Here is a 23,817-nt window from a genome sequence, read left to right as displayed (position 1 = left end):
GGGCGCGCGAAACCGGGTCCGATGGGTGGGGGTTGATCTGCTGACCAGCGTCACACCTCGTGAAGCGCCGCACAAGGGGTTACGTGGAAGTTTCTCGGGCATGAAGCGTGAGTGCTTGATCACACTGTCGTGAAACCGCAGGTCGCACGTATTCTGACGTGTCATGCGCGCTCCTGTCACCCCCTCGTCCGGCACCGACGGCGCTCCCGACGGGTCTCGCCCGCCAGGGCTGCGGGTGGTCGCGGCCGGCGTCGGGATCGAGGTGCTGCTGCTCGTCGCCGCTGCCGCGATGGTCGGCGTCGAGCTGGTGCGCGGTGCCTCCAACAGCGTAGCCGTGAGCGTGTTCCTCGTGCTGTTCTTCCTGGGCCTCGGCTGGCTGCTCGTGGTCGCCTGCCGCGCCCTGTGGGTCGGGCGGCGCGGCGGGCGGGCCCCCGTCGTGGTCTGGCAGATCATGCAGGGCCTCGTCGGCGTCAGCCTGTTCACGGCCGGGGCCGCCTGGGCGGTGCTCGCCGGGATCGGCCTGCTGCTGGTGGCCGCCGCCGTCCTCGTCGCCGTCATGACGCGTCGGGTGGTCGAAGCGACCTCCCGCTGAGCCCGACCGTCGGGCCGCCGGCGGTCCGACGGGCCGTTCGCCGGACGGGGTGCGGCCCGGTCGGGCGACCTGCACCGCGAGCACCTGCCCGGACTGCACGAGGGCGCCGCGGCCGGGACGTGCCGGGCCCGGGTCGACGGCGTCGGCCAGCGCCACCCCGAGGACCTCGTCGGCCCCGCGCTCACCGGGGTGCAGGACCACGGCGGTGCGCCGGGCGCGCAGCTCCGCCAGCGCGCCGCGGTGGGCCAGGACGGTCCCGGTCGTCGTCGACGCCGCCACGAGGGCTCGATCGTCGGCGTCGAGCAGCGCCGCGAGCCTGTCCGCCTCCAGCGGGTGCTGCTGCGCGAGCCCGTCCAGGTCGTCGACCACGAGGACGCCCGGGCCCAGGCCGTCGAGCAGCGGGCCGAGGGCCCCGGGCGACGGGGGCGCAGCCGGCGCCGTCCCCGCGTCCCCGCGCAGCGCGGCGTCGCGGGCGACCACGCCCGCGAGCCGCCCCGTCGCCGCGAGCCACCGGGTGACCAGCCGCAGCACCGTGGTGCGGCCGCTGCCGCGCGGGCCGGTGACCAGGGCGCCCCGCGTGACGTCGAGGGAGACGGGCACCGCGGCGTCGCCACCCACGCCGATCGGGACCCTCAGCGCGTCGCCGGCCGGGGCCCGGTGGCGGCCGACGGGCGCCAGGTCGCGCTCGCCGACGACGGCCGGGAGCTCACGCACGACGACGGGCGGCCCGCCCGGGTGCTCCGACCGTGGACGGTCGGCGGCCGGGCCCTCGAGCGCCGTCTCGGCCGGGAGCAGCACCTGGCACAGGAGCCGGTCGCGCCCGACCCAGGCCGCGCGCCCGGACGGGCCGCCCCGTCCGGCCAGCTCCGGCGGCGCGCCGAGCAGCACGTCGGCGTGCGCCTCGCGCCCGAGCAGCACGAGGCGGGGGCCCACCCGCGCGGCAAGACCGCCGAGCATCGCGCCGTCGGACGCGACGGCGAACGCGACCCCGGGGGCCGCCAGCGCCCGCGCGAGCGGGTCCCACGGGTCGGGCCCGGCCAGCGTGGCGCGCAGCTCCTCCACGCCGTCGACCACCACGAGCGTCGGCACCCGAGGAGGCTGCGCGGCCAGGAGGCGCAGCAGCCGCGCCGAGCGCCGCGGGGACGCGGGGCCGGCGAGCGTGCCGAACCCGGCCCGCCGTTCCAGCCCGGCGAACCGCGGCGACGCCGCGGAGGGCACGAGCGCGTGCACCTGCCAGCCACGGTCCAGGGCGGTGCCGGCCAGGGCCAGGAGCGCGGTGGTCCGGCCCGAGCGCGCCGGTCCCACGACGCCCAGGTGGCCGGCCGCCGGCACCCAGCGCAGCAGCGTGCGGCGCTGGCGTGCCGGGTCGTCGCCGAGGGCGACGGGCAGGCCGGGCGGGTCGGTGCGGCTCGGGTCGGTGCGGCTCGGGTCGGTGCGGCTCGGGTCGGTGCGGCTCTGGTCGGTCCGACGCTGCTCGGCCCTGCGGAGGGCGGCGTCGTCCGCGACGGCGGAGCCGGCCGGTCCTGGCCGGACGCCGGGCGCGTCCTCCGGCGCGGGGTCGCGCTCGGCGGCGAGCAGGGCGGGGTCGTCGGCGGTGACGCGGTCCGGCAGCGGGGGCAGCCACGGCGCGGGCCCGGGGCCCAGCCCGCGCTCCGCGGCCGTCGCCCGGCACGCCTCGACGAGCTCCGTGACGGGGTCGGTCAGCGCCTTGCCCGGCGAGGTCTCGGAGCACGAGGCCTCGGTGCGCAGGGGCTCTGCGCGCGGCGCCCCGGCCGGCACCGCCCCGGCACGCGGCGTCCCGTCGGGACCCGCGAGGTCGCCCCCGCTGACGGCGCCGAGGGCCGGGGCACGCCGGACGGCGGCTCGCGCGGCGGGCCGGCCGGAGGCGTGGGCGCACTGCAGCGCCACGGGGGCCGCGGCCCCGCACCGCAGCACCGCGCGCCCGGGGGTGTGGGGAAGGATCCGGGCGGCCGCCGGCGTCTCGACGACGTCGAGCGAGTCGGCGGCGTCCACCACCCGCAGGGCGAGCCGCGCGGACACGTTGGCCCGGACGTCGGCGCTCACGGCCCCGGCCGGACGCTGCGTCGCGAGGACGAGGTGCACGCCCAGCGACCGGCCCTGCGCGGCCACCCGGAGCAGCCCGGGCAGGAAGTCGGGGAGGTCGTCGGCCAGGGCTCGGAACTCGTCCACGACGACGACCAGCCGGGGCGGCGCGTCGGCCAGCCCCGCCGGCAGGGCGGCGAGGTCGGCGGCGCCGTGGCGGGCGAGCACCCGCTCGCGTCGGTGGAGCTCGGCGCGCAGCCCGGCGAGGGCGCGCCCGGCGAGGCCGGGATCGAGGTCGGTCACCTGGCCCACCACGTGCGGCAGCAGCCCGCACCCGCCGAACGACGCCCCGCCCTTGAAGTCGACGAGGGCCAGCGCGAGGTCGCGCGGCGACCGGCGGGCCGCGAGGCCCAGCACCAGCGACTGCAGCAGCTCCGACTTGCCCGACCCGGTCGTCCCGGCGACGAGCAGGTGGGGACCGTCGGCCATCAGGTCGAACGTCACGGGGCGGCCGCGGGCGTCCCGGCCGATCGGCACCGCCCAGCCGCGCGGGGAGTCCCAGGCGGTGCCGGGGTCGGCGGGGTCGTCGAGCAGCGCGACCAGCGGGACCGCGGCGGGGAGCCGAGGATCGGTGGGGTCGCCGTCGCCGGCCGGGCCCGCCGTGCCGGTGGTGCCGCCCCCGGGGTCCAGGTCGCCGAGCGAGCGGCGCAGACCGGCCAGCCCGGCGACGAGGCGGGCGGCCTGCTCCGCCCGTGCCGCCTCGATCCCGACCAGCGGCCCGGTGGTCGCCGACCCGTCCGGTGCCGTGCGGCGGGTGCGACCGCCGCGCACCCGCCAGACCGTGCGGCACCACGCCGGCACCGGGGCGCCGTCGGGCAGGCACAGGAGCACGGCCCCGCCGCGCGCGAGGACGTCGTCGCGCGGCGCGGTGCCCGCGAGCACCGCCTCGGCGTCGGGCGCGTCGACGACCAGCACCGGCGGCCCGCCGCGCGGCAGCCACCGGCACCACGACCACGTACCGGCGTCACCGCGCACGTCGACGGAGGCGCCCGCCGCCGCGAGCTCCACGACCATCGACCGCGCGGCCGCGAGCACGTCGCGCCGGGGGCCGACGAGCGCGACCGCGCCGTCCGGGAGCCGGCGCGCGACCGCGCGCGCCGCGCTGCGACCCGGTCCCGGCCCGCCCCGCCCCGACACGCACGGCCCGGGGCCCGGGGGCGGCGACGGCCGGGGGCCGGGTGCGCGTCTCGTCGCACGCTCGACGGCGGCCCGCCACGCGCCGTCCGACGCCTGGTGCGCCGCGGCGAGCCGCGCGAGCAGGGGTCCCGGCGCGCCGCCCACCGGGGCGTTCCGCTCGGTGCCCGGCCCCCCGTCGTCCTCGGCCCGGGGGGCGACCGCAGAGGCGTCCGCGGGCCGGTCCGCGGCGCGGCGACGCCGTCGCGCCGCGACGAGCTGGGGCACCAGCGCGCCCACCCCGAGCAGCGCGAACAGCGCGTAGGCGGGCTGGCGCAGCACGGCCGCGAGGAGCAGCGCGCCGGCCACCGGCAGCGCGGCGGCGGCGAGCACCCCCGCGCCGGGCGTCCCCGGCGGCGGCCCGGCGAGGTCGGCGCCCGCGCCGTCCGCGTCCAGCCACGTCGCGACGGCGCCCGAGCGGTGCAGCGTCCAGGAGGCCGGCCCCGCGCGCCCCGGCAGCTCGAGGCGGGTGCCCGGGCGCCAGCGGCGCGGGGCCCGGCCCACCCGCCGCGGTCGGGGACCCGTCGACTCCGCCGCCCGTCCCGGCCCCGCGGCGACCAGGGACGGGGTGCGCGCCCGTCCTGCCTTCCGCCCGCGCGGCGTCCGCCTGACCGTGACGCGGTCGGGGCGTCGGGGGTCCACGCGCACCACGACACCCGCGGGTGCGGCGCGCGCGTCGGGCCCGGAGCGGCTGCCGCCGCCCCGGTCGTGCCGCTCCCCGTCGCCGTCGTCGGCGGACAGGAACCTCGGGAGACCGGGGGAGAGCGCGGCCGGCGCGCCCGCGGCCACGCTGTCGGCCCGCACGACGAGCCAGGGGCCGTCGAGCACCGCGGCGGCGGGACCGGCGCGGTCCGGTGCCGCCCCGTGCAGCGACAGGACGGCTCCGGGCAGCAGCGGCCGCTCGCCGACGACGTCGCCGTCGCCTACGTGGACGCCGTCGGCCGCGAGCGGGGCGTGCCGCAGCTCCGGTCGGCGCAGCAGCGCGGCGAGCTCCGCCCGGCACGCGCCGAGGGTCGCCCCGACGGGCAGCAGCACGTCCTCGCCGGGCCGCACGGTGACCCGCACGCCGCCCTCGTCGTCCTGCGCGGGGACGACGAGGGCGGGCACCGCGGAGGTCGACATGACCTCCAGGGTGCCCGCCCCGGGCGGCCGTCACGGACGGCCTGTGGACAACTCGCGCTACTCGCTCGCGAGCGCCTCCACCGGCGAGGTCTTCACCGCGGTGCGGGCGGGGGCGACGGACGCCACGAGCCCGGCCACGGCGGCCACGACGAGCATCACCAGCACGTCGCGCCACGGGACCACGATCACCGGGGAGCCGGCCCAGCCGAGCGCCGCGGCCGCGCCGGCCCAGCCGTAGACCAGGCCGAGCAGCACGCCCAGCACCGCGCCCACCAGGGCGATCAGCACGCCCTCGACGGCGAGCATCCCGCGCAGCTGGCCCTTCGAGAGCCCGATCGCCCGTAGGGTCGCGGACTCCCGGCGCCGCTCGATGACCGACAGCGACAGGGTGTTCGCCACGCCGATCAGCGCGATCACGACGGCCGCCGCGAGCAGGCCCACGACGATCCCCAGCGCGGTGTCGATCACCTGCTGGAACCCGGCGCGCTCCACCGCCGCGCCCACGACGTCCACGGGCGCCTCGGTGTCGGCCACCGCGTCCTGGATCGTCGGGACGACGGCCGCGGCGTCGGACGGGTCGTCGAGACCCACCCAGAGGCTGGTCACCGGGGCGTGGGCGTCGAGGGAGGCGAGGTCGTCGGGCACCACGAGGAGCGCGGAGTCGGCGAGGTCGGTGACCGCCGCCTCGACCTCGAGCGTCCCGTCCGGGCCGGTCAGGGTGAGCGACGACCCGTCGCTGATGTTCCAGACGTCCGCGACGTCCTCGGGCACGACGACCGTGCCCTGGGCGAGCGGCTCCACCAGCTCGGTGCTGCGCAGCACCGACGCGGCGTCCTCGGTCGTCACGCCGCGGACGGTGAGGGCGAGGCCCTCGTCCACGCCGTCTCCCGCGACGGTGGCCGCCGTGGCGGGGGTCTCGACGACGCCGGAGACGCCGTCCAGGTCGCGCACCGACGTCGCCAGGGCCGGGGGCACCGGGGACACGGTGCTGTCGCCGGCCGCGACGGCCGTGGGGTCGCTCGACAGGTCGGTCGAGACGGTGACGTCCACGGGGTAGCGGGAGTCCAGCTCCGAGTCCATGGTGACCCGGGCGCTCGCGGCACCGGTCGACATCATGCCGACGAGGGTGACGCCGATGAGCAGCGCGGTGGACGTGGCGGCGGTGCGGCGCGGGTTGCGCAGCGTGTTCGCGGCCGCGAGGCGCGCCGTCGGGCCGGACATGCCCACGAGGCGGCCGGCGAGCGCCACCACGCGGGGCAGCCAGAACACCGAGCCCACCAGGACGCCGACGAACGACAGGACGCCGCCCGCGACGCCCACCAGGAGGCCCATGCTGGGCTCGCCGCCCATCGTGCTCAGCGCGACGCCGCCGCCCAGCAGGGCGAAGCCGATGACGGTGACGACGAGCGACAGGACGAGACGCACGCGACCGGCGCCGCGGGCGGCCGACGGCGCGTCGGCGGGACGGAGCGCCTCCAGCGGCGCGACGCGGGTCGCGGCGCGGGCGGGGGAGAGCGCCGCGACGAGCGTCACCACGGTGCCCACGACCAGCGGGATGAGGACGACGGCCGGCGTGATGTCGACCGTCGCGGGCAGGGGCACGCCGAGGTCCATGCTCCGGCCGACGGCGAGCGCCGCCTGCGCCAGCCCGACACCCGCGAGCAGGCCCACGACCGAGGAGATCAGGCCCAGGAACGCGGCCTCGAACAGCACCGACCGCCGCAGCTGGCCCTTGTCGGCGCCCACGCAGCGCAGCAGGGCGAGGGTGCGGGTGCGCTGGGCGACCAGCACCTGGAAGGTGTTGGCGATGACGAGCGCGGCAACCAGCAGCGCGACGGCGGCGAAGACGAGGACGAACGCCGTGAAGATGACGTTGTCGCCGCCGGTCATCTCGTTGGCGACCTTCTCCGCGTGCTCGGTCGGGGTGACGACCTGCAGGTCGGCGGCGTCCGCGCCCTCGGCCGAGGCGGCGTTGGTCACGGCCCCGGTGATGGCGGTGCGGGCCTGCTCGACGTCGGTGCCGTCGTCGAGCGTGACGAGCACCGTGGCGGGCTCGGTCGACGCCTCGCCGGGGGCGTACTGGTCGGCCTCCCAGGCGGTGACGTCGGCGGCGGGCGCCACGGCGGCGCCGCCCATCATCGAGTACGCACCGAACGGGTCGGTGACGGTGCCGGAGACGGTGAGCTGCTCGCGGACCTCCTTCCAGGTCCCCTCCTGCGGGTCGTCGAGGACGTTGCGCACGAGGGTGACCTTGTCGCCCGGCGCCGCGTCGAGGCGCTCGGCGACGTCGACCGGCAGGGCGATGTCGCCCGACGCCTCGGGCAGCGCGCCCTCGGCGACGTCGAGCGGCAGCACGCTCGTGTCGGTGGGCTCGGCCAGCACGCCCTGGTAGATGGTGCGGCCACCGGACTCGAGCTGCTGGAACGACATGAGCTGCTGGTCGGCCGTCGCGACGCCGTCGGCGCCGCGCACCGCGTCCATGGTGGTGTCGTCGGCGACGACGCCGCGGACCACGAGGTCGGCGCCCGTGTACTGGGCGGCGATCGAGTCGTAGGTGGTGCGGGTGATGACGTTGCCGGCGAGCAGGGTGATCGCGACGAACGCGGTGCCGATGACGATCGCGAGGCCGGCGGCGGCGAGGCGCCCGGCGCTGCGCCGCATCTGCGACAGGGTGAGGCGGATCATCGCGTGGCCACCGTCCGCAGCGCGTCGAGGCCGGCGAGGGCGGACTCGGGGGTCGGGTCCGAGATGTCGCCGGCGATCTTGCCGTCGGCGATGAGGACGACACGGTCCGCGTAGGCGGCGGCCGCCGGGTCGTGGGTGACCATGATGATCGTGCGGCCGAGCTCGCGCACCGAGCGGCGCAGGAAGCTGAGCACCTCCGCGCCGGAGCGGGAGTCGAGGTTGCCGGTCGGCTCGTCCGCGAACACGACGTCCGGCTGGGCGATGAGGGCGCGCGCGATGGCGACCCGCTGCTGCTGGCCGCCGGACAGCTCGCTGGGGCGGTGCGTGAGCCGCTTGGTCAGGCCGAGCGTCTCGACGAGCGTGCCGAACCACTCCTTGTCGACCGTGCCGCCCGCGAGCTCCACCGGGAGCGTGATGTTCTGCTCCGCCGTGAACATGGGGAGCAGGTTGAACTGCTGGAAGACGAAGCCGACGCGCGTGCGGCGCAGGGCCGTCAGCGCCTTGTCGTTCAGGCCGGTCACCTCGGTGGAGCCGATGAACGACTGCCCGCTCGTCGCGCTGTCGAGGCCGGCGAGCAGGTGCATGAGGGTCGACTTGCCCGAGCCGGACGGGCCCATGATCGCCGTGAAGCGGCCGGCCGCGAAGTCGACGTCGACGCCGTCCAGGGCGCGCACCTGCGCCTCGCCGCGGCCGTACGTCTTGGTCAGGGCGCGGGCGCGCACCGCGGGGGTGACGGTCGGGCGGGCGGCGGTGCCCTCGTCGGGGATCGGGACGTACACGGTCGTGTCCACGGAAGCTCTCCGGTGTCTCGGGGTGGTGGCCCGCGAGCTCCGAGGAGCCCGCCGACCAGGACACCACCGACGCTACGGAGCGCCGCGCGGCCCGACATCGGCCCGGGGTCGGGTCCTGCCGGGCACCCAGGTCATCCTCAGGTATGACACCGACCCTGACCCGGACCCTGAACGGCCCCTGACCTGCACCCTCGCGGGTCGTCAGGACGTGCGCACGGTATGCCCGGCGCTCGACCCGACACGTCGGGTCAGGAGCCGGGGCGGACCAGGCCGGCCTCGTAGGCCGTGACGACGGCCTGCACGCGGTCGCGGGCGTCGAGCTTGGCGAGGATGCGACCGACGTGGGTCTTCACGGTGGCCTCGGCGACGAACAGGTCGGCGGCGATCTCCGTGTTGGAGCGGCCCCGGGCCATGAGCACCAGCACCTCGCGCTCGCGGTCGGTGAGGGCGGCGAGCGCGTCGTGCTGCGGCGCGGCCTGGTCGGCCGGCAGCGCGGTGACGAGGTGCTCCAGCAGCCGGCGGGTGGACGACGGCGCGATGACGGCGTCGCCGGCGTGCACGGTGCGGATGGCCGCGAGCATCTCCTCCGGCGGCGCGTCCTTGAGGAGGAAGCCCGACGCGCCGGAACGGATGGCCTCGAGCACGTACTCGTCGAGGTCGAAGGTGGTGAGCACGATGACGCGCGGTGCGTCCGGGGAGGCGGTGAGCCGGGCGGTCGCGGTGAGCCCGTCCAGGTGCGGCATGCGCACGTCCATGAGGACGACGTCGACGCGGTGGTCGGCGAGCAGGCGCAGCGCCTGGGCGCCGTCGCCCGCCTCGAGCGAGACCTCCAGGTCCGGCTGCGAGTCGATGACCATGCGGAAGCCCGCACGCACGAGCTGCTGGTCGTCGACCAGCGCCACGCGCACGACGCCGGCCCGTCCACCGCCGGTCGGGCCGGTCGGGAGGGGGGCGTCGGTGGCGGGCGGGGTCATGCGTCCTCCTGGGTGACCGTCGGGGTGGTCGTCGACGGCCGGTCGGTCGGGGTCGGGGTCGGGGTCGTGGTCGGGATCGTGGTCGGGGGCGCGACGGCCACGGGCGCGCCGGGCAGCGGCAGCTCGAGGTGCACGCGGAACCCGCCGCCGCGGCGGGGGCCTGTCTCGAGCGTGCCGCCGTACAGGTTGGTCCGCTCGCGCATCCCGCGCAGCCCGAACCCGGGGTCGTCGCCGGTGGCGGCGGCGCCGCGGCCGTCGTCGAGCACTTCGAGCTCGACGGTCGACGGCGTCCAGCGCACCGCGACGGTGACGGCCGGGTCGGGCCCGGCGTGCTTGCGCACGTTGGTGAGCGACTCCTGGCACACGCGGTACAGGGTGAGCCCCATGCCGGCGGTGAGCGGGCGCGGCTCGCCGACCCGCACGTGCGAGACGCGCAGCCCGCCCTCGCGGGCCTGGGCGACGAGGTCCTCGATCTCCTCCACGCCGGGCTGCGGGGCGGGCCGGGACCCGCGGTCGTCGCGGGCGGGCCCCGGGGTGAGGGCCGGGGGAGCGGCGGTCGTGCCGGGCGGCAGCGCCGGCGTCCCGGGGTCGGGGGCGCCGTCGGGGGCCCCGTCCTCGTCGTCCTGGGAGCGCAGCACGCCGAGCAGCCGCCGCATGTCGGTGAGGGCGGTGCGCCCGGTGTCGCTGATGGTGCCGAGCGCGCGGACGGCGGCCTCGGGGTCGGTCGCGGCGGCGTACCGCCCGCCGTCGGCCTGCGCGACGACGATGGAGAGGGAGTGCGCCACGATGTCGTGCATCTCGCGGGCGATGCGGGCGCGCTCGGCGGCGGCGCTGATGCGCGCCTGCTGGTCCCGCTCGATCTCGAGGCGGTGGGCGCGGTCGCGCAGGGCGTCCATGGTGACGCGGCGGGAGCGGCGCACGAGGGCGAAGGCCCAGACGGCGAGCGCGGTGACGAAGCAGAAGATCCCGACGGGCACGATCTCCGCCAGGCCCGCGGCGCCCGTGCCCCCGAGCATCGCGACGGCCACGGGCAGCACGAGGAGGCTGCCGACCGCCGTCGAGCAGATCGCGGTGACGTGCGCCCAGGTGGGCCCGTACACGGTCACGGAGAAGAGGGCGACGAGGATCAGCAGGTCGCCCGGCATGATCATCGGGTACCCGGCGAGGATGTGCGCCAGCGCGACGGCGTAGACGGCCACGGCCGACGGCACCGGGCGCGTGCGGCGCCAGGGGAGGGGCGCGAGGAGCGCGAAGCTCCAGGCGATCGACGCGTTGCGCGAGAGGTACGGCTCGGCGGAGTACAGGTCGGTGGCCGAGCTGAGCACGAGCACGGCGAGCAGCACGGTCGTCGTGAGGTCGACGCCGAACCGGTGGGCCTCGAACCAGCGCCCCAGTCTCTCGATCCAGCTCATGACCGCCAGGGTAGGTGGGCGGCGCCGGCGCCGCGTCCGTCCGGGGGCGGACCGACGCACGACCGGCGTCGGTCCTGGGGAGGACGGCGGCCGGGTGCGCGACTCGGGAAACCGTGGCGGCTCTCACGTCCCAGGACCAGCGATGATGCCGCTAGCATGAGGGAATGACCCACGTACTGCTGGCCGAGGACGACCCGGCTATTGCCGAGCCTTTGGCGCGGGCTCTCACGCGTGAGGGTTACGACGTCATCGTGCAAGGAACTGGTCAAGGAGCCGTAGACAACGCCGGGAACGCGGACATCGTCGTCCTCGACCTGGGCCTGCCCGACATGGACGGCCTGGACGTGGCGCGCGAGATCCGCGGCTCCGGCCTGACCGTGCCGGTGCTGGTGCTCACGGCGCGTGCCGACGAGGTGGACCTGGTGGTCGGCCTCGACGCGGGCGCGGACGACTACGTGACGAAGCCGTTCCGCCTCGCGGAGCTGCTCGCCCGCGTCCGGGCGCTGCTGCGCCGCACGCACGGCGAGACCGGCGAGGACGAGGAGCTGCGCGCGCAGGACGTGCGCGTCGACGTCTCCGCCCACCGGGCCTTCCAGGGCGAGCGGGAGCTGCACCTCACCACCAAGGAGTTCGACCTCCTCAAGGTGCTGGTCGCGAACGCCGGCTCGGTCGTGGTGCGCGACACGCTGATGCGCGACGTCTGGGGCTCCGACCCGGTCGGCTCCACCAAGACTCTCGACATGCACGTGTCGTGGCTGCGCCGCAAGCTCGGCGACGACGCCAACGCCCCGCGCTACGTCTCCACCGTGCGAGGGCTCGGCTTCCGCTTCGAGCTCGGCGCGAGCTGACGCCGACGGGCCAGGGCTGACGTCGTGCGTCGCCGCGTCCTGCTGGCGACCATCTCGGCGGTCGCCGTCGCCGTGCTCCTGCTCGGCGTCCCCCTGGGCATCTTCGGTGCCCGGTACGTCCTCGCCATCGAGGAGCAGCGGATCACCAGCCGCGTCGACACGCTCGCGCGCGGCATCGACAACACGCTCGAGCGCGGCGACATCGTCAGCGAGGCCTCGGTGGAGCGCGCCGCCGAGGGCAACGACGGCGACCTGCCGGCGTACGTCGTCGTGACGCTGCCCGACGGCACCCAGCTGACGGCCGGGGACCCCGTCTCGGCGCCCACCATCGACAAGGCCAAGCTCACGGACCAGAACGTGTCCGTGTCGATGACGGTGTCCGCCGTCGGCGCGTACGTGAAGTCCGCGCAGACCGTGGTCCTGGTGATCATCGCCGGCATCGTCGCGATCGCCGCGGGCATCGCGGTGGCGGTCTGGCAGGCCAACCGGCTCTCCGCGCCGCTCGTGTACCTCGCGGCGTCGGCCGAGCAGCTCGGGTCGGGACAGGTGCGCCCGCGCCTGGAACCGTCGGGGGTCGAGGAGATCGACCTCGTCGCGGCGGAGCTCGCCCGCTCGGCCGACCGGCTCGCGGGCAGGCTCGCGGCCGAGCGGCAGTTCACGCAGGACGCGTCGCACCAGCTCCGCACGCCGCTGACGGCGCTCACCATGCGCCTCGAGGAGATCACGCTCGCCTCCGACGACCCCGAGATCGTCGAGGAGGCCCGCATCTCGCTCGAGCAGGTCGAGCGGCTGGTGACCGTCGTGGACGACCTCCTCGCGGCGTCGCGCCGGTCGCAGGGCGGCACGACGGAGGCCGTCGTCCTCGCGGACGTCGTGCACCAGCAGGAGGAGGAGTGGGCGCCCACGTTCGAGCGGGCGGGGCGCCGGCTGGTCGTCGAGGTCCCGGACGGGATGCAGGTGCTCGCCACGCCGGGCGCGCTGGCGCAGATCATCGCGACCCTGCTGGAGAACTCGCTCAAGTACGGGGACGGCACCACGACGGTGCGCTCGCGCCCGTCGGGCACGACCGGGGCGGTCGCCGTCGAGGTCGCCGACGAGGGCGAGGGCGTGGCGGACGACGTCGCGACCCGCATCTTCGAGCGGGGCACGACGACGGGCGGCAGCACCGGGCTCGGGCTCGCGCTGGCCCGCGACCTGGCGGCCGCCGACGGCGGGCGGCTCGACCTCGTGCAGCGCCGCCCCCCGGTCTTCGCGCTCTTCCTCGCCGGCGTGCCGCGCACGCTCGACCCGCACCTGGTGCTCCCGCCCGGCACGACCATCTCCTCGCGCGGCCGCCGGCGCGGCTGGCTGCACCACCACGGCGACTGACGCCGACCAGGCGGTTGCTCCCGGTACGAGCGCGGATCCGACCGCATCCCGGGAGCAACCGCCTGTTCGGCGAGGGGCGGGCGGCCGGTATCCTCGATGCCCGTGACCGGACCCTCTGCCTCCGCCCCTGTCGTCGCCGTCGTCGGAGGAGGTCAGCTCGCCCGGATGATGGCGCCCGCGGCCGCCGAGCTGGGCGTGGGACTGCGGGTCCTCGTCGAGGACCCGGCGTCGTCGGCCGCCCAGGTGGTCACGGACGCCCCGGTGGGCGTGGCGAGCGACGACGCGGCGATCCGCGACCTCATCACCCCCGGTGACGGGCGGGACCCGGCCGCGGTGCTGACCTTCGAGCACGAGCACGTGCCGAACGCCCTGCTGCAGGACCTCATCGACCACGGCACGCCCGTGCGGCCCGGCCCGGACGCGCTGGTGCAGGCGCAGGACAAGATCGTCATGCGGCGCCGGCTCACCGACCTCGGCCTGCCGTGCCCGCGCTGGGCGGCCCTGCCGACCGATCCCGCCGAGGCGCGCGACGCGCTCGCCGCGTTCCTCGCGGACGAGGACGGGCACGAGGCGGTCGTGAAGACCTCCCGCGGCGGCTACGACGGCAAGGGCGTGCGCGTCGTCTCGTCGCCGGACGACGTCGCCGACTGGCTGCGGGCCGTCGCCGACGGCGGGCCCGCGCTGCTCGTGGAGCGCAAGGTGCCGTTCGTGCGCGAGCTGGCGGCGCTGGTCGCGCGCCGCCCGTCGGGCGAGGTGCGCACCTGGCCGGTCGTCGAGTCGGTGCAGCGCGACGGCGTGTGCGCGGAGGTCGTGGCGCCCGCGCCCGACCTGGACCCGGCCGTCGACGCGGAGGCCCGCCGGATCGCGGTCGCCGTCGCCGAGGGGCTGGACGTCACCGGCGTCCTGGCCGTCGAGCTGTTCGAGACCCGCGAGGCCGACGGCAGCACCGCCGTGTGGGTCAACGAGCTCGCGATGCGCCCGCACAACTCGGGCCACTGGACCATCGACGGTGCGGTGACGAGCCAGTTCGAGCAGCACCTGCGGGCCGTGCTCGACCTGCCGCTCGGCGACACCTCACCCCGCGCGCCGTGGACCGTCATGGCGAACGTGCTGGGCTCCACCCTCGACGCCCTCACGGACGCCCTGCCCGAAGTGCTCGCGCGCTACCCCGAGGCCCGCGTCAACCTGTACGGCAAGGGCATCCGCCCGGGCCGCAAGCTCGGCCACGTCAACGTCAGCGGCACCGACCTCGACGACGTGCGCCGGCGAGCGCTCGGCGCGGCCGCGCTGCTGCGGGGCGAGCAGCCCGCGCACGAGACCACCTCGCACGAGGACACCACGAGCAAGGAGCACGCATGAGCACGCAGCCCGTCGTCGGGATCGTCATGGGGTCGGACTCGGACTGGCCGGTGATGGAGGCCGCGGCGGACGCGCTCGCCGAGCTGGGCGTCGAGGTCGAGGTGGACGTCGTCTCCGCGCACCGCATGCCGACGGAGATGATCGACTACGGCCGCGCCGCGTCCGAGCGCGGGCTGCGCGTGATCGTCGCCGGCGCGGGCGGCGCCGCCCACCTGCCCGGCATGCTCGCCGCCGTCACGCCGCTGCCGGTGATCGGCGTCCCCGTGCCGCTGCGCTACCTCGACGGCATGGACTCGCTGCTGTCCATCGTGCAGATGCCGGCCGGCGTGCCCGTCGCGACGGTGTCGATCGGCGGGGCCCGCAACGCGGGTCTGCTGGCCGCGCGCATCCTCGCGGCGGGGACGGACGACGAGTCCCTCGCCCTGCGCGAGCGGATGGTCGCCTTCCAGGCGGAGCTCGGCGACGTCGCCCGCGCCAAGGGCGACAAGCTCCGCGCGGCCCGCGAGGGCGCGCGGCGCACCGGCTTCTCCGCCTGACCCGGCGGCGTCCCGCCCGGGACGCGCGAAGGCCCCGCGAGGTACGTCCTCGCGGGGCCTTCGTCGTCGCAGGTGCGGGTCCCGTCCGTCAGCCGGGGAGACCGCCCACGGTGCTGCCCGGCTCGAGGTTGCCGTCGCGGACGTCGGCCCAGAACTTCTCGGTCTTGTCGGCGTCGAGCAGCACGGTGGAGCCCACGCCCGTGCCCGGGTTGTAGCCCGGGTTCTCGATCGGCGGGGTGCCGGTGACGCCCTTCGGGCCGGTCGCCGCCTTGAAGGCGAGGCCCAGGCGGCCGAGGTCGACGATGCCGGACTTCTCGTCCACGGTGAGGGCGTCGGTGCCGGCGTTGACCAGCTGGACCTGGTCGACCGGGTTGAGCAGGACGCTCGGCTTGACGACCTTCGCGGCGACGGCGGCGATGACCTGCTGCTGCCGCTCGGCCCGGCCGATGTCGCCCTTGGGGTCGGAGTACCGCATGCGGGAGAACGCCAGCGCCGTCTTGCCGTCGGCCATGTGGCAGCCGGCCTCCCACGTGAGCTCGCTCTTGGGGTCGTCGACGTCGCGGTCGTAGCAGAGCCGGACGCCGCCGACGGCGTCGACGATCTCCTCGACGCTGCCGAACCCGACCTCCGCGTAGTGGTCGACGGTCAGGCCCGTGAGGCCCTCGACCGTCTCGACCAGCAGGGGAGCGCCGCCGAAGGAGTACGCGGCGTTGATCTTGTTCGCCTTGTGCCCCGGGATCTCCGTGTACGTGTCGCGGGGGATCGAGATGAGGGCGGCGGGCCCGCTGCGCGGCTTGTGCAGCACCATGATCGTGTCGGTGCGGGCGCCCGACGTCCCGTCCTCGGGCACCGTGCCGGTGCCGCGCTCGTCCGACCCCGCCAGCAGGTAGGTGGTGCCGGGCGTCCCCGCCGCGTCGGACAGGGCGTCGACGTGCTGGATCTTGCCGTTCGCCCAGACGATCAGGCCGATCGGCCACGCGAGCAGGAGCACCAGCAGCAGCACGAGGACCAGGCCGGCGACCCGGCCCTTGCGGATGCGGAAGCCGCCACCGCCCGCCGTGGCCGCCGCGGCCCCGCCCGGACCGGCCGGCGGCGGGGTGCTGCGACGTGCGGGCTGGGCGCTGCGCGCCGAGGCGGGCATCACCCGGGTCCCGGAGCCCTGCCCCGCCGGGGAGGGGCGGGAGGCCGGGGCCGACTGCGAGCCGCGCGGCGCGTACGACCGGGGCTTCTGCGCGCCGGCCCCACGGCGCTCGGGCGGCGTGGTCGGGATCTCGCGGGAGGACTGGCGGCGGACGCGCGGCTCCACGGGGGAGGCGTCGTCGCGGCGGCCCACCCGGCCGCCCGTGGGCGGTGCGGGCGGGCGGGAGGAGCCGCCCACGGGGATGGCGTCGCCCGAGCCCTGGGGGCGGTCGGAGCGGCCGCCCGACGGCGTGAAGCTCGGCGGGATGCGCTGGTCGTCGTTGCTCATCGTGTCCCCGCGCTCAGCCGCACACCGAGGTCACGTCGGCGCCGGTGAACGCCTCCTTGCCCGCCTCGCGCGTCCGCTTCGGGTCGGGCTCCTCGCTGCTCGTGGCGTCCGCGCCGTCCTTGCCGTCGGCGGCGCCCTCGTCCGTCCCGTCGGTGGCCCCGTCGGTCGCGCCCGCGTCGTCGTTCGACACCGGGGTCGCGTCGGAGTCCTCCGCCCCCGCGTCCTTCGTCTTGCCGTCCGACTTCTTCTCGGACTCGATGGCGTCGCTCAGGGGCTTGTCGTGCTTGAGGTTCTTCCAGACCGTCTCGGCCTCGTCCGTGAAGATCACGTTCGCCCCGTTGTTGGGGTCGTACATGTACGGCGCGGTCATGAACGAGATCGTTGCAGGGCGGACGTTCCGGGCGCTGTACGCGAGCCCGGCGAGTCCCTGGATGGACGCGAAGTTGCTGCTCATCGTCATCGAGCCGGTCACGGCGCCGAGGAACTTCAGGGTCTTGGCCGGGTCGGCGAGCGTGCCGGCGCTCATCACCTCGCGGGCGAGCGCGGCCACGAGCTCCTGCTGGCGGCCGATGCGGCCGAGGTCGGAGCCGTCGCCGAGGCCGGCGCCGGTACGGGCCCGCGCGTACTTCAGCGCGGTGTCGCCGTCGAGCTCCTGCATCCCGGCGGACAGCACGAGGTGGTCCGCCTTCGGCGCGTCGATGTCGTTGGGGATGCAGATGCTGACACCGCCCAGGGCGTCGATCATCTTCTCGAACCCGGCGAAGTCGACGACGACGAAGCCGTTCATGCGCACGTCGGTGATCTCTTCGATCGTCTCCATCGCGCACAGCGCGCCCGACTCCACGTCGCCGCCGGCGTTGACGCCCTGGGCGAAGGCCGCGTTGAACTTCACCCCGTGCAGGGGCGACGTCTGGCTGCCGGACGACGTCGGGCACGACGGGACGTCGACGGTCGTGTCGCGGGGGATCGACAGCATCTCCACGCGGGACCGGTCGGACGAGATGTGCATGATCATCGTCGTGTCCGAGCGGGCGCCCAGGGTGCCGTCGCCGACGATGCCGGCGTTGTCGCCGCCGCGGCTGTCCGAGCCCATGAGCACGATGTTCAGCGGCTTCTCGGCGTTCGGGTCCTCGGGCAGGACCTCCTCGGGCCGGTCGTCGCCGAGCAGCTTGTCGGCGTCGACGGCCGTGATGTTGTTCGTGAGCCGGACCGCCGCGGTCGCACCGCCGACGGCGACGAACGCCAGGACGGCGGTCAGCCCCATCCCGAGGGTGCGCGCGAGGGTGTGCTGTCGCAGCGTGCGCGCGTGCGAGGGCCCCTTGACGGAGTCAGGGGCCGAGGCGACGTGGCGGGGGGTGTTGCGGCTCACGGGAAGCGAGCATAGAGGGTCGCTGTTACGCCGCTGCGGTGCCCGAGGACCGGGACGGTAGAGGAAATGTGTGGGTCGGTCACCGATCTCTCCTCGCGGTCGCGGCGGGCCCCGTCACTGGCCGGTCCGGGCGTACTTCGCCTCGACGGCGGCCTTCGCGGGACGCCACCAGTCCTCGTGCTCGCGGTACCACTCGACGGTCGCGGCCAGGCCCGAGCGGAAGTCGGTGTAGCGCGGCGACCAGCCCAGCTCGGTGCGCAGCCTCGACGCGTCGATCGCGTACCGCAGGTCGTGCCCGGGGCGGTCGGTCACGTGGTCGAAGTCGTCCGCGTCGCGCCCGAACAGCTCGTTCAGGGTGCGCACGACCTGCAGGTTGGACGTCTCCCCGTCCGCCCCGATCAGGTACGTCTCCCCGACACGGCCCTTGTCGAGGATCGTCCACACCGCCGCGTTGTGGTCCTCGACGTGGATCCAGTCGCGCACGTTCGCCCCCGCCCCGTACAGCCGGGGCCGCACCCCGTCGACCAGGTTGGTGACCTGGCGCGGGATGAACTTCTCCACGTGCTGGTACGGGCCGTAGTTGTTGGAGCAGTTGGAGATCGTCGCGGCCACCCCGAACGACCGCACCCACGCGCGCACCAGCAGGTCCGACCCGGCCTTCGACGCCGAGTACGGCGACGAGGGGTTGTACGGCGTGGTCGGCGTGAACTTCGCCGGGTCGTCCAGCTCCAGGTCCCCGTACACCTCGTCCGTCGAGACGTGGTGGAACCGCACCCCGTGGCGGCGCACGGCCTCCAGCAGCGTGAACGTACCCACCACGTTGGTCTGCACGAACGGCGACGGGTCGACCAGCGAGTTGTCGTTGTGCGACTCCGCCGCGAAGTGCACCACCACGTCCGCGTCGGCCACCAGGTCGTCGACCAGCGCGGCGTCCGTGATCGAGCCCTGCACGAACGCGACCCGGTCCGCGACCGGCGCCAGCGACGACCGGTCCCCGGCATACGTCAGCGCGTCCAGCACCGTCACCACGGCCCCCGGCCGCTCGCGCACCGTCTGCTGCACGAAGTTCGCGCCGATGAACCCGGCGCCGCCCGTGACGAGTACTCGCATGGGGGGCACCCTACCGACGGCCCACCGGCGCGGGGGAGGGGAGGGCGGGGCGAATCCGTGCGTCCGTGACGCCGGTGCGGTGCGCCTCTGGGAGACTGAGGCCGTGACGGACACCACGCGCCACGGACGCCCGGAGCCCGCCCCGCCACCCCTCACGAGCGCCCTGCGCCCGGGCCCGCGCGGCTACCGGCGCGCGGTCGTCGTGATCACCCTGGCCGTGGCGGCGTGGGCCGCGCTGTGGGCCGTCGTGACCCCGCCGTTCCAGGCGCCCGACGAGCAGAACCACCTCAACAGCGTGCTGCGGATCGCGTACAGCGGGGGATGGCCCGCGCCCGGCGACGCCTACCTCGCCCCCGGCGTCGTCGACGCCGTCCACGAGTCCGGCTACCCGTCGGACCCGCCGGGCCGGTGGGTGCACCGGTCCGACGTGCCGCAGTTCGTCGACCTCGAGCCGGTGCCCCGCGACGAGCGCCTCCGGCTGGACACGACGAACGCGCTCGGCGACGCGTCGTCCGGCACGTCCGTGGACCAGATGACGCAGCACCCGCCGCTGTACTACGCGCTCGGCGCGGCCGCGCTGCGGGTCACCGGCCTGACGGCGGGGCGCTGGGACCTCCAGATGCTCGCGCTGCGCCTGCTCGACGTCGCGCTGCTGGCCCTGTCCGTGCCGCTCGCCGCCGGCGCCGCCCGCCGGATCACGGGCTCGCCGTCGGCGGGCCTGGTCGCGGCGACGTTCCCCCTGTTCCTGCCGCAGCTCGGGCACATCATGGGCGCGGTCAACAACGACGCCCTCGTCGTGCTCACCTGCGCGGCCGCGACGTACCTGGCGGCGCGCGTCGTCACCGGCGACCTGCGGTGGCGGGTCGCGGTGGCGATCGGCGTCGTCGTCGGGCTGGGCCTCCTCACCAAGGTGATGGCGGCGTTCGTGCTCCCGACGGTCGGCGTCGCGTACCTGCTGGCGCGCGGGCGGCGCTGGCCCGGGCGGCTCGCGCGCCTCGTGGTCGCCGGGGTGGTGGCGCTGGCCGTCGGCGGCTGGTGGTGGGTGCGCAACGTGGTCACGCTCGGCGCGGTGCAGCCCGTGGGCCTGCCGCGGGACCCGGCCACGGTGGCTCAGGTGCCCGACGGCGACGTGCCCCGCCTCATCGTGGAGAAGCTGCCGCAGGCGTTCTTCGGGAACCTCTCCTGGCTGGAGGTGCGGCTCCCGGGCGCCTGGGTGGTCCTCGGCTCGGTGGTCCTCGTCGCCGTGGTGCTCGCCGCGGTCGTGCTGCCCGGCGCACGGCGCGCGTCGCTCGCCCTCGCCCTCCTGCCCGCCGGGCTGGCGTTCGGGGTGGCGTACAACAGCTGGTCCGCGCACGCGGACACGGGCGGTCTCGTCGCGGTCCAGGGGCGGTACGTGTTCGGCGGCATCGCCGCGCTCGCGGCGCTGTTCGCCGTCGCGGTGTGGCAGCTCGTGCTCCGCCAGGACCGGCGCCTCGCGCTCGCGCTGCCGGTCGTGACGGCGCTCGCCCTGGCCGCCGCCGTCGGCGGCCTCGTCTGGGGGTTCGGCGCGTTCTACCAGGGTCCCGGCGAGACCTTCGGCGACGCCGTCGAGCGCTGGCTCGCGTGGAGCCCGCTCGCGGAGCCCGCCCTGCTGGTGGTGCTCTCGGCGGGCGTGCTGGCCCTCGTGTCCGCGCTGGTCGTCGCGGTCGGCTGGCCCCGTAGACTCGCGGCGTCCGTGGCCCCCGGCGACACGCCGGCGGCGGCCCCCGGTGCCCCGAAGGATGCGCGATGAAGCTCTTCGTCCAGATCCCGTGCCTCGACGAGGCCGGGACCCTCCCGCTCGTGCTCGCGAACATCCCGCGCGAGGTCGCGGGGTTCGAGAGCGTCGAGATCCTCGTCGTCGACGACGGGTCCACGGACGGCACCGCCGAGGTGGCCCGCCGGCTCGGCGTGCACCACGTGCTGCGCCACACCAGCACGATGGGCCTGGCCCGGTCGTTCCGCGACGGCGTCGACTACGCCCTCGCGCACGGGGCCGACGTCGTGGTGAACACGGACGGCGACAACCAGTACCCGTCGGAGCGCATCGGCGACCTCGTGGCGCCGATCGTCGCGGGGGAGGCCGACATCGTCGTCGCGGACCGGCAGACGGCGACCATCGCCCACTTCTCCCCGTTCAAGAGGCTGATGCAGCGTGTCGGCAGCCGCGTGGTGAGCGCGGCGGCGGGCACGTCGTTGCCGGACGCCGCGAGCGGGTTCCGGGCGTACTCCCGGGGCGCGCTGCTGCGGCTCAACGTGGTGACCGAGTTCAGCTACACCATGGAGACGATCATCCAGGCGGGGAACAAGCGCCTGCGGATCGCGAGCCTGCCGATCAACACGAACCCGAAGACCCGCGAGTCGCGGCTGTTCTCCAACATCTGGCAGCACATGGGCCGCTCGGGGCGCGCGATCCTGCGCTCCTGGGTCATGTTCCGCCCGCACCTGGTCTTCCTCACCCTGGGCGCCCTGTTCTTCGTCGCCGCGGCCGTGCCCGCCGTGCGGTTCCTCGTCTACCTCGCGCAGGGCGACGCGGGCGGTCACGTGCAGTCCCTCGTCTTCGCGGGGGCGATGCTCGTCGGGGCGCTGCTGTGCCTGGCGCTCCTGGTCATCGCCGACCTGCTGCGCACCAACCGCGCCCTGGCGGAGGAGACCCTCGAGCGGATCAAGGTGCTCCAGTACGGCCGGGGGAACCTCGTGCCCGGACCCGCGGCCGTCGCCGACATCGTGCCCGACGCCGTGCCCGACGCTCTGCCCGACGCCGTGCCCGAGGCCCTGTCCGACGACGAGGACGCGCGCGCGTGATCGTCGCGTTCGGCACGTACGACGCCGCCCGGCACCCGCGCGTCGGCGTCCTCGTGGCGGGGCTGCGGGCCCACGGGTACGCCGTGCACGAGCTCGACCGGCCGCTCGGCCTCAGCACCGCCCAACGCGTGCGGATGCTGCGCCAGCCGTGGCGCCTGCCCGCGCTGCTGGTGCGCCTGCTGCGCTGCTGGGCGCTGCTCGTGGGCGACGTGGCGGCGCACCGTCGCGCGCACGGCCGCCCGGACGCCGTGCTGGTGGGCTACCTGGGGCACTTCGACGTCGTGCTCGCCCGCCTGGTGTTCGGCCGTCGCACGCCGATCCTGCTCGACCACCTCGTCTTCGCCGCCGACACCGCCACCGACCGGGGCGCGCGGGGCGCGCGCGTCGCGCTGCTGCGCGGGCTGGACCGCCTCGCCGTGACGCGCGCCGACGTCGTGCTGCTCGACACCCCCGAGCACGCACGCATGCTCGCCGACGTCGTGCCGTCGCGCGCCGCGCGCGGCCTGGTCGTGCCCGTCGGCGCGCCGCAGGAGTGGTTCGACGCCGCACCCGACGCCCGGGGGAGTGGGAGCGGCGGTGCGCACGACGACCGGCCGCTGCGCCTCGTCTTCTTCGGCCTGTTCACGCCGCTGCAGGGCACCCTCGTGCTCGCCGACGCCCTCGCCGACGCGCTGCCCCGCGCGGCCGCCGCCGGCGGGCGGGCGCTGGAGGTCACGCTCGTCGGCTCCGGGCAGGACCTGCCCGCCGTCCGCGCCCGGCTGGCCGGGGTGCCCGGCGTGACCTGGCGCGACTGGGTGGAGCCCGCAGACCTGCCCGCGCTGGTCGCCGCCCACGACGTCTGCCTCGGGATCTTCTCCGCCACCCCCAAGGGGCTGCGGGTGGTGCCGAACAAGGTCTTCCAGGGGCTGGCCGCCGGGTGCGTGGTCGTCACGTCCGACACCGGGCCGCAGCGCCGGCTGCTGGGCGACCACCTGGGGCTCGTCGCGCCCGCCGACCCCGCCGCGCTCGCCGAGCGGCTCCTCGCCCTGCGGGACCCCGGCGCGCTCGCCGCCGCCCGCGCCCGCGCGGCCACGGGGCGCGACCTCGCCCGGCCCGCGGCGGTCGTCGGCCCCCTGGCACGGCTCCTCGCCTCGCGCGGGGTGCGGCCGTGACCGGGCGCGCCGGGGCGCTGGCGCGCGCGCTCGCGGTGCTGCGCTCCCCGTGGGTGCGGTGGGGCTTCCTGGTGCTCGCGCTCGGGCTCGCCGTCTACGCCGTCGTCGCCGCGCGCGACGACCTGGCCCGCGCCGCCGCCGAGCTCTCCTGGCAGCGCCTCGCCCTGGCCCTCGTGCTGTCCGTCGCGTTCGTGCTGTGCACGTTCGTGTCGTGGCGCGTCGTCCTCGCCGACCTCGGGGCGCCCGCCGGGTTCCGTGTCGCCCTGCGCGTCTTCGGCCTCAGCCAGCTCGGCAAGTACGTGCCCGGCGGGGTCTGGAACGTGGTGGCCGCGGCCGAGCTCGGCGTCGACCACGGCATCGCGCGCCGCACCTCCGTCACGACGACGGCGGTCGCCACGCTGGTCGGCGTCGTCTCCGGCGCGGTCGTGGGCGTCGTGGCGCTGCCGTTCGTCGCCACCGGGGCGCTCGGGTCCGCGGGGCCCCTCCTGTGGCTGCTGCCCGCCGTCGCCGTCGTCCTGCTGCCGCCCGTGCTCAACCGGCTCGTCGCGTGGGCGCTGCGCGTCGCCCGCCGGCCCCCGCTCGAGCGGCCGCTCGGCTGGCGCGGCCTCGGCGCCGCGACCCTGTGGTCCGTCGCCGGGTGGCTGCTCGCGGGCGCGCAGGTCTGGGTGCTGGCCGTCGGCCTCGGCATGCCCGCCGACGCCCGCGGCGTCGCCCTCGCCGTCGGCGGGTACGCCCTCGCCTGGGTGGTCGGGTTCCTCGTCGTCGTGGTGCCCGCCGGCGCGGGCGCGCGCGAGCTGGTGCTGCTCGCGGTCCTCGCGGGGGTGCTGCCGCACGCCGAGGTGCTGCTGCTGGTGCTGGTCAGCCGCGTGCTCGTGACGCTCGCCGACCTGGCGCTCGCGGGCGCCGGAGCGCTGGCGCGCCCCCGGTAGCGGC

At 76.3% G+C, this 23,817-nt stretch carries 16 protein-coding genes; 8 read left to right on the top strand and 8 right to left on the bottom strand.

The genetic code is table 11. The features are described 5' to 3' along the window. Positions 1–79 precede the first annotated feature (79 nt). The 5 genes from ACFU5J_RS15070 to ACFU5J_RS15050 form a co-directional block, all read right to left on the bottom strand. Positions 80–4,990, bottom strand: coding sequence for an FtsK/SpoIIIE domain-containing protein (locus ACFU5J_RS15070; RefSeq protein WP_430579256.1), 4,911 nt, complete (start codon positions 4,988–4,990; stop codon positions 80–82). A gap of 57 nt (positions 4,991–5,047) precedes the next feature. Beyond that, the gene (locus tag ACFU5J_RS15065; protein ID WP_430579255.1) at positions 5,048–7,675 is read right to left on the bottom strand and encodes an FtsX-like permease family protein; all 2,628 of its coding nucleotides are present in this window, start codon (positions 7,673–7,675) and stop codon (positions 5,048–5,050) included. Beyond that, positions 7,672–8,466 (bottom strand): ABC transporter ATP-binding protein, encoded by a 795-nt coding sequence (locus ACFU5J_RS15060; RefSeq protein WP_430577114.1) that lies wholly within the window; start codon positions 8,464–8,466, stop codon positions 7,672–7,674. Before ACFU5J_RS15060 ends, ACFU5J_RS15065 begins: the two co-directional genes overlap by 4 nt. A 248-nt stretch (positions 8,467–8,714) precedes the next feature. Continuing rightward, positions 8,715–9,440: a response regulator gene (locus tag ACFU5J_RS15055; protein ID WP_430579254.1), complete on the bottom strand. Its 726-nt coding sequence runs from the start codon at positions 9,438–9,440 to the stop codon at positions 8,715–8,717. Next, positions 9,437–10,852, bottom strand: a complete 1,416-nt coding sequence (locus ACFU5J_RS15050) for a sensor histidine kinase (RefSeq protein WP_430579253.1) — start codon at positions 10,850–10,852, stop codon at positions 9,437–9,439. The genes ACFU5J_RS15055 and ACFU5J_RS15050 overlap by 4 nt, the downstream gene beginning before the upstream one ends. Positions 10,853–11,016: 164 nt before the next feature. Between ACFU5J_RS15050 and ACFU5J_RS15045 the strand changes: the two genes are divergently transcribed. From ACFU5J_RS15045 to purE, 4 genes are all read left to right on the top strand, one after another. Further along, on the top strand, positions 11,017–11,700 hold the full coding sequence (locus tag ACFU5J_RS15045; RefSeq protein WP_346456979.1) for a response regulator transcription factor: 684 nt from the start codon (positions 11,017–11,019) through the stop codon (positions 11,698–11,700). Positions 11,701–11,724: 24 nt separating this feature from the next. Further along, positions 11,725–13,068: an ATP-binding protein gene (locus ACFU5J_RS15040; protein ID WP_430577117.1), complete on the top strand. Its 1,344-nt coding sequence runs from the start codon at positions 11,725–11,727 to the stop codon at positions 13,066–13,068. Between the two features lie 96 nt (positions 13,069–13,164). Continuing rightward, entirely contained in the window at positions 13,165–14,427 is a 1,263-nt protein-coding gene (locus ACFU5J_RS15035) for a 5-(carboxyamino)imidazole ribonucleotide synthase (RefSeq protein WP_430577118.1), read from the top strand. Beyond that, the gene (gene purE / locus ACFU5J_RS15030; RefSeq protein WP_430577119.1) at positions 14,424–14,963 is read left to right on the top strand and encodes a 5-(carboxyamino)imidazole ribonucleotide mutase; all 540 of its coding nucleotides are present in this window, start codon (positions 14,424–14,426) and stop codon (positions 14,961–14,963) included. Before ACFU5J_RS15035 ends, purE begins: the two co-directional genes overlap by 4 nt. Before the next feature lie 88 nt (positions 14,964–15,051). On the opposite strand, the gene ACFU5J_RS15025 is transcribed toward purE, so the two are convergent. The 3 genes from ACFU5J_RS15025 to rfbB form a co-directional block, all read right to left on the bottom strand. Continuing rightward, positions 15,052–16,431 (bottom strand): LCP family protein, encoded by a 1,380-nt coding sequence (locus ACFU5J_RS15025; RefSeq protein ID WP_430579252.1) that lies wholly within the window; start codon positions 16,429–16,431, stop codon positions 15,052–15,054. A 13-nt stretch (positions 16,432–16,444) separates the two neighbouring features. Then, positions 16,445–17,800 carry an LCP family protein gene (locus ACFU5J_RS15020; RefSeq protein ID WP_430577121.1) on the bottom strand — a complete coding sequence of 452 codons (1,356 nt, stop codon included), beginning with the start codon at positions 17,798–17,800 and terminating at the stop codon, positions 16,445–16,447. Positions 17,801–17,914: 114 nt separating this feature from the next. After that, complete coding sequence (gene rfbB, locus ACFU5J_RS15015; protein WP_430577122.1) at positions 17,915–18,910, bottom strand: dTDP-glucose 4,6-dehydratase; 996 nt, start codon at positions 18,908–18,910, stop codon at positions 17,915–17,917. A gap of 103 nt (positions 18,911–19,013) precedes the next feature. Here rfbB and ACFU5J_RS15010 point away from each other — a divergent pair, with 103 nt between their 5' ends. Genes ACFU5J_RS15010 through ACFU5J_RS14995 form a run of 4 tightly spaced genes read left to right on the top strand, consistent with a single transcriptional unit; the run spans position 19,014 to position 23,813 of the window. After that, positions 19,014–20,681 (top strand): DUF2142 domain-containing protein, encoded by a 1,668-nt coding sequence (locus tag ACFU5J_RS15010; protein WP_430579251.1) that lies wholly within the window; start codon positions 19,014–19,016, stop codon positions 20,679–20,681. Beyond that, on the top strand, positions 20,678–21,733 hold the full coding sequence (locus ACFU5J_RS15005) for a glycosyltransferase family 2 protein (RefSeq protein WP_430579250.1): 1,056 nt from the start codon (positions 20,678–20,680) through the stop codon (positions 21,731–21,733). The genes ACFU5J_RS15010 and ACFU5J_RS15005 overlap by 4 nt, the downstream gene beginning before the upstream one ends. Next, positions 21,730–22,884: a glycosyltransferase gene (locus ACFU5J_RS15000; RefSeq protein ID WP_430579249.1), complete on the top strand. Its 1,155-nt coding sequence runs from the start codon at positions 21,730–21,732 to the stop codon at positions 22,882–22,884. The genes ACFU5J_RS15005 and ACFU5J_RS15000 overlap by 4 nt, the downstream gene beginning before the upstream one ends. Then, positions 22,881–23,813 carry a lysylphosphatidylglycerol synthase domain-containing protein gene (locus tag ACFU5J_RS14995; protein ID WP_430577126.1) on the top strand — a complete coding sequence of 311 codons (933 nt, stop codon included), beginning with the start codon at positions 22,881–22,883 and terminating at the stop codon, positions 23,811–23,813. The genes ACFU5J_RS15000 and ACFU5J_RS14995 overlap by 4 nt, the downstream gene beginning before the upstream one ends. The last annotated feature ends 4 nt before the right edge of the window (positions 23,814–23,817 follow it).

This window comes from Isoptericola sp. NPDC057559, assembly GCF_042801555.1.
Lineage (GTDB): Bacteria > Actinomycetota > Actinomycetes > Actinomycetales > Cellulomonadaceae > Isoptericola.
This window is presented reverse-complemented; position numbering and strand designations above follow the sequence as displayed.

Bases quoted from the DNA above. Each gene is read 5' to 3' on its own strand.
- rfbB (WP_430577122.1), bottom strand. From the start codon at position 18,910: ATGCGAGTACTCGTCACGGGCGGCGCCGGGTTCATCGGCGCGAACTTC.
- ACFU5J_RS15025 (WP_430579252.1), bottom strand. From the start codon at position 16,431: ATGAGCAACGACGACCAGCGCATCCCGCCGAGCTTCACGCCGTCGGGC.
- ACFU5J_RS15050 (WP_430579253.1), bottom strand. From the start codon at position 10,852: ATGAGCTGGATCGAGAGACTGGGGCGCTGGTTCGAGGCCCACCGGTTC.
- ACFU5J_RS15055 (WP_430579254.1), bottom strand. From the start codon at position 9,440: ATGACCCCGCCCGCCACCGACGCCCCCCTCCCGACCGGCCCGACCGGC.
- ACFU5J_RS15005 (WP_430579250.1), top strand. From the start codon at position 20,678: ATGAAGCTCTTCGTCCAGATCCCGTGCCTCGACGAGGCCGGGACCCTC.
- ACFU5J_RS15065 (WP_430579255.1), bottom strand. From the start codon at position 7,675: ATGATCCGCCTCACCCTGTCGCAGATGCGGCGCAGCGCCGGGCGCCTC.
- ACFU5J_RS15035 (WP_430577118.1), top strand. From the start codon at position 13,165: ATGCCCGTGACCGGACCCTCTGCCTCCGCCCCTGTCGTCGCCGTCGTC.
- ACFU5J_RS15045 (WP_346456979.1), top strand. From the start codon at position 11,017: ATGACCCACGTACTGCTGGCCGAGGACGACCCGGCTATTGCCGAGCCT.
- ACFU5J_RS15070 (WP_430579256.1), bottom strand. From the start codon at position 4,990: ATGTCGACCTCCGCGGTGCCCGCCCTCGTCGTCCCCGCGCAGGACGAC.
- purE (WP_430577119.1), top strand. From the start codon at position 14,424: ATGAGCACGCAGCCCGTCGTCGGGATCGTCATGGGGTCGGACTCGGAC.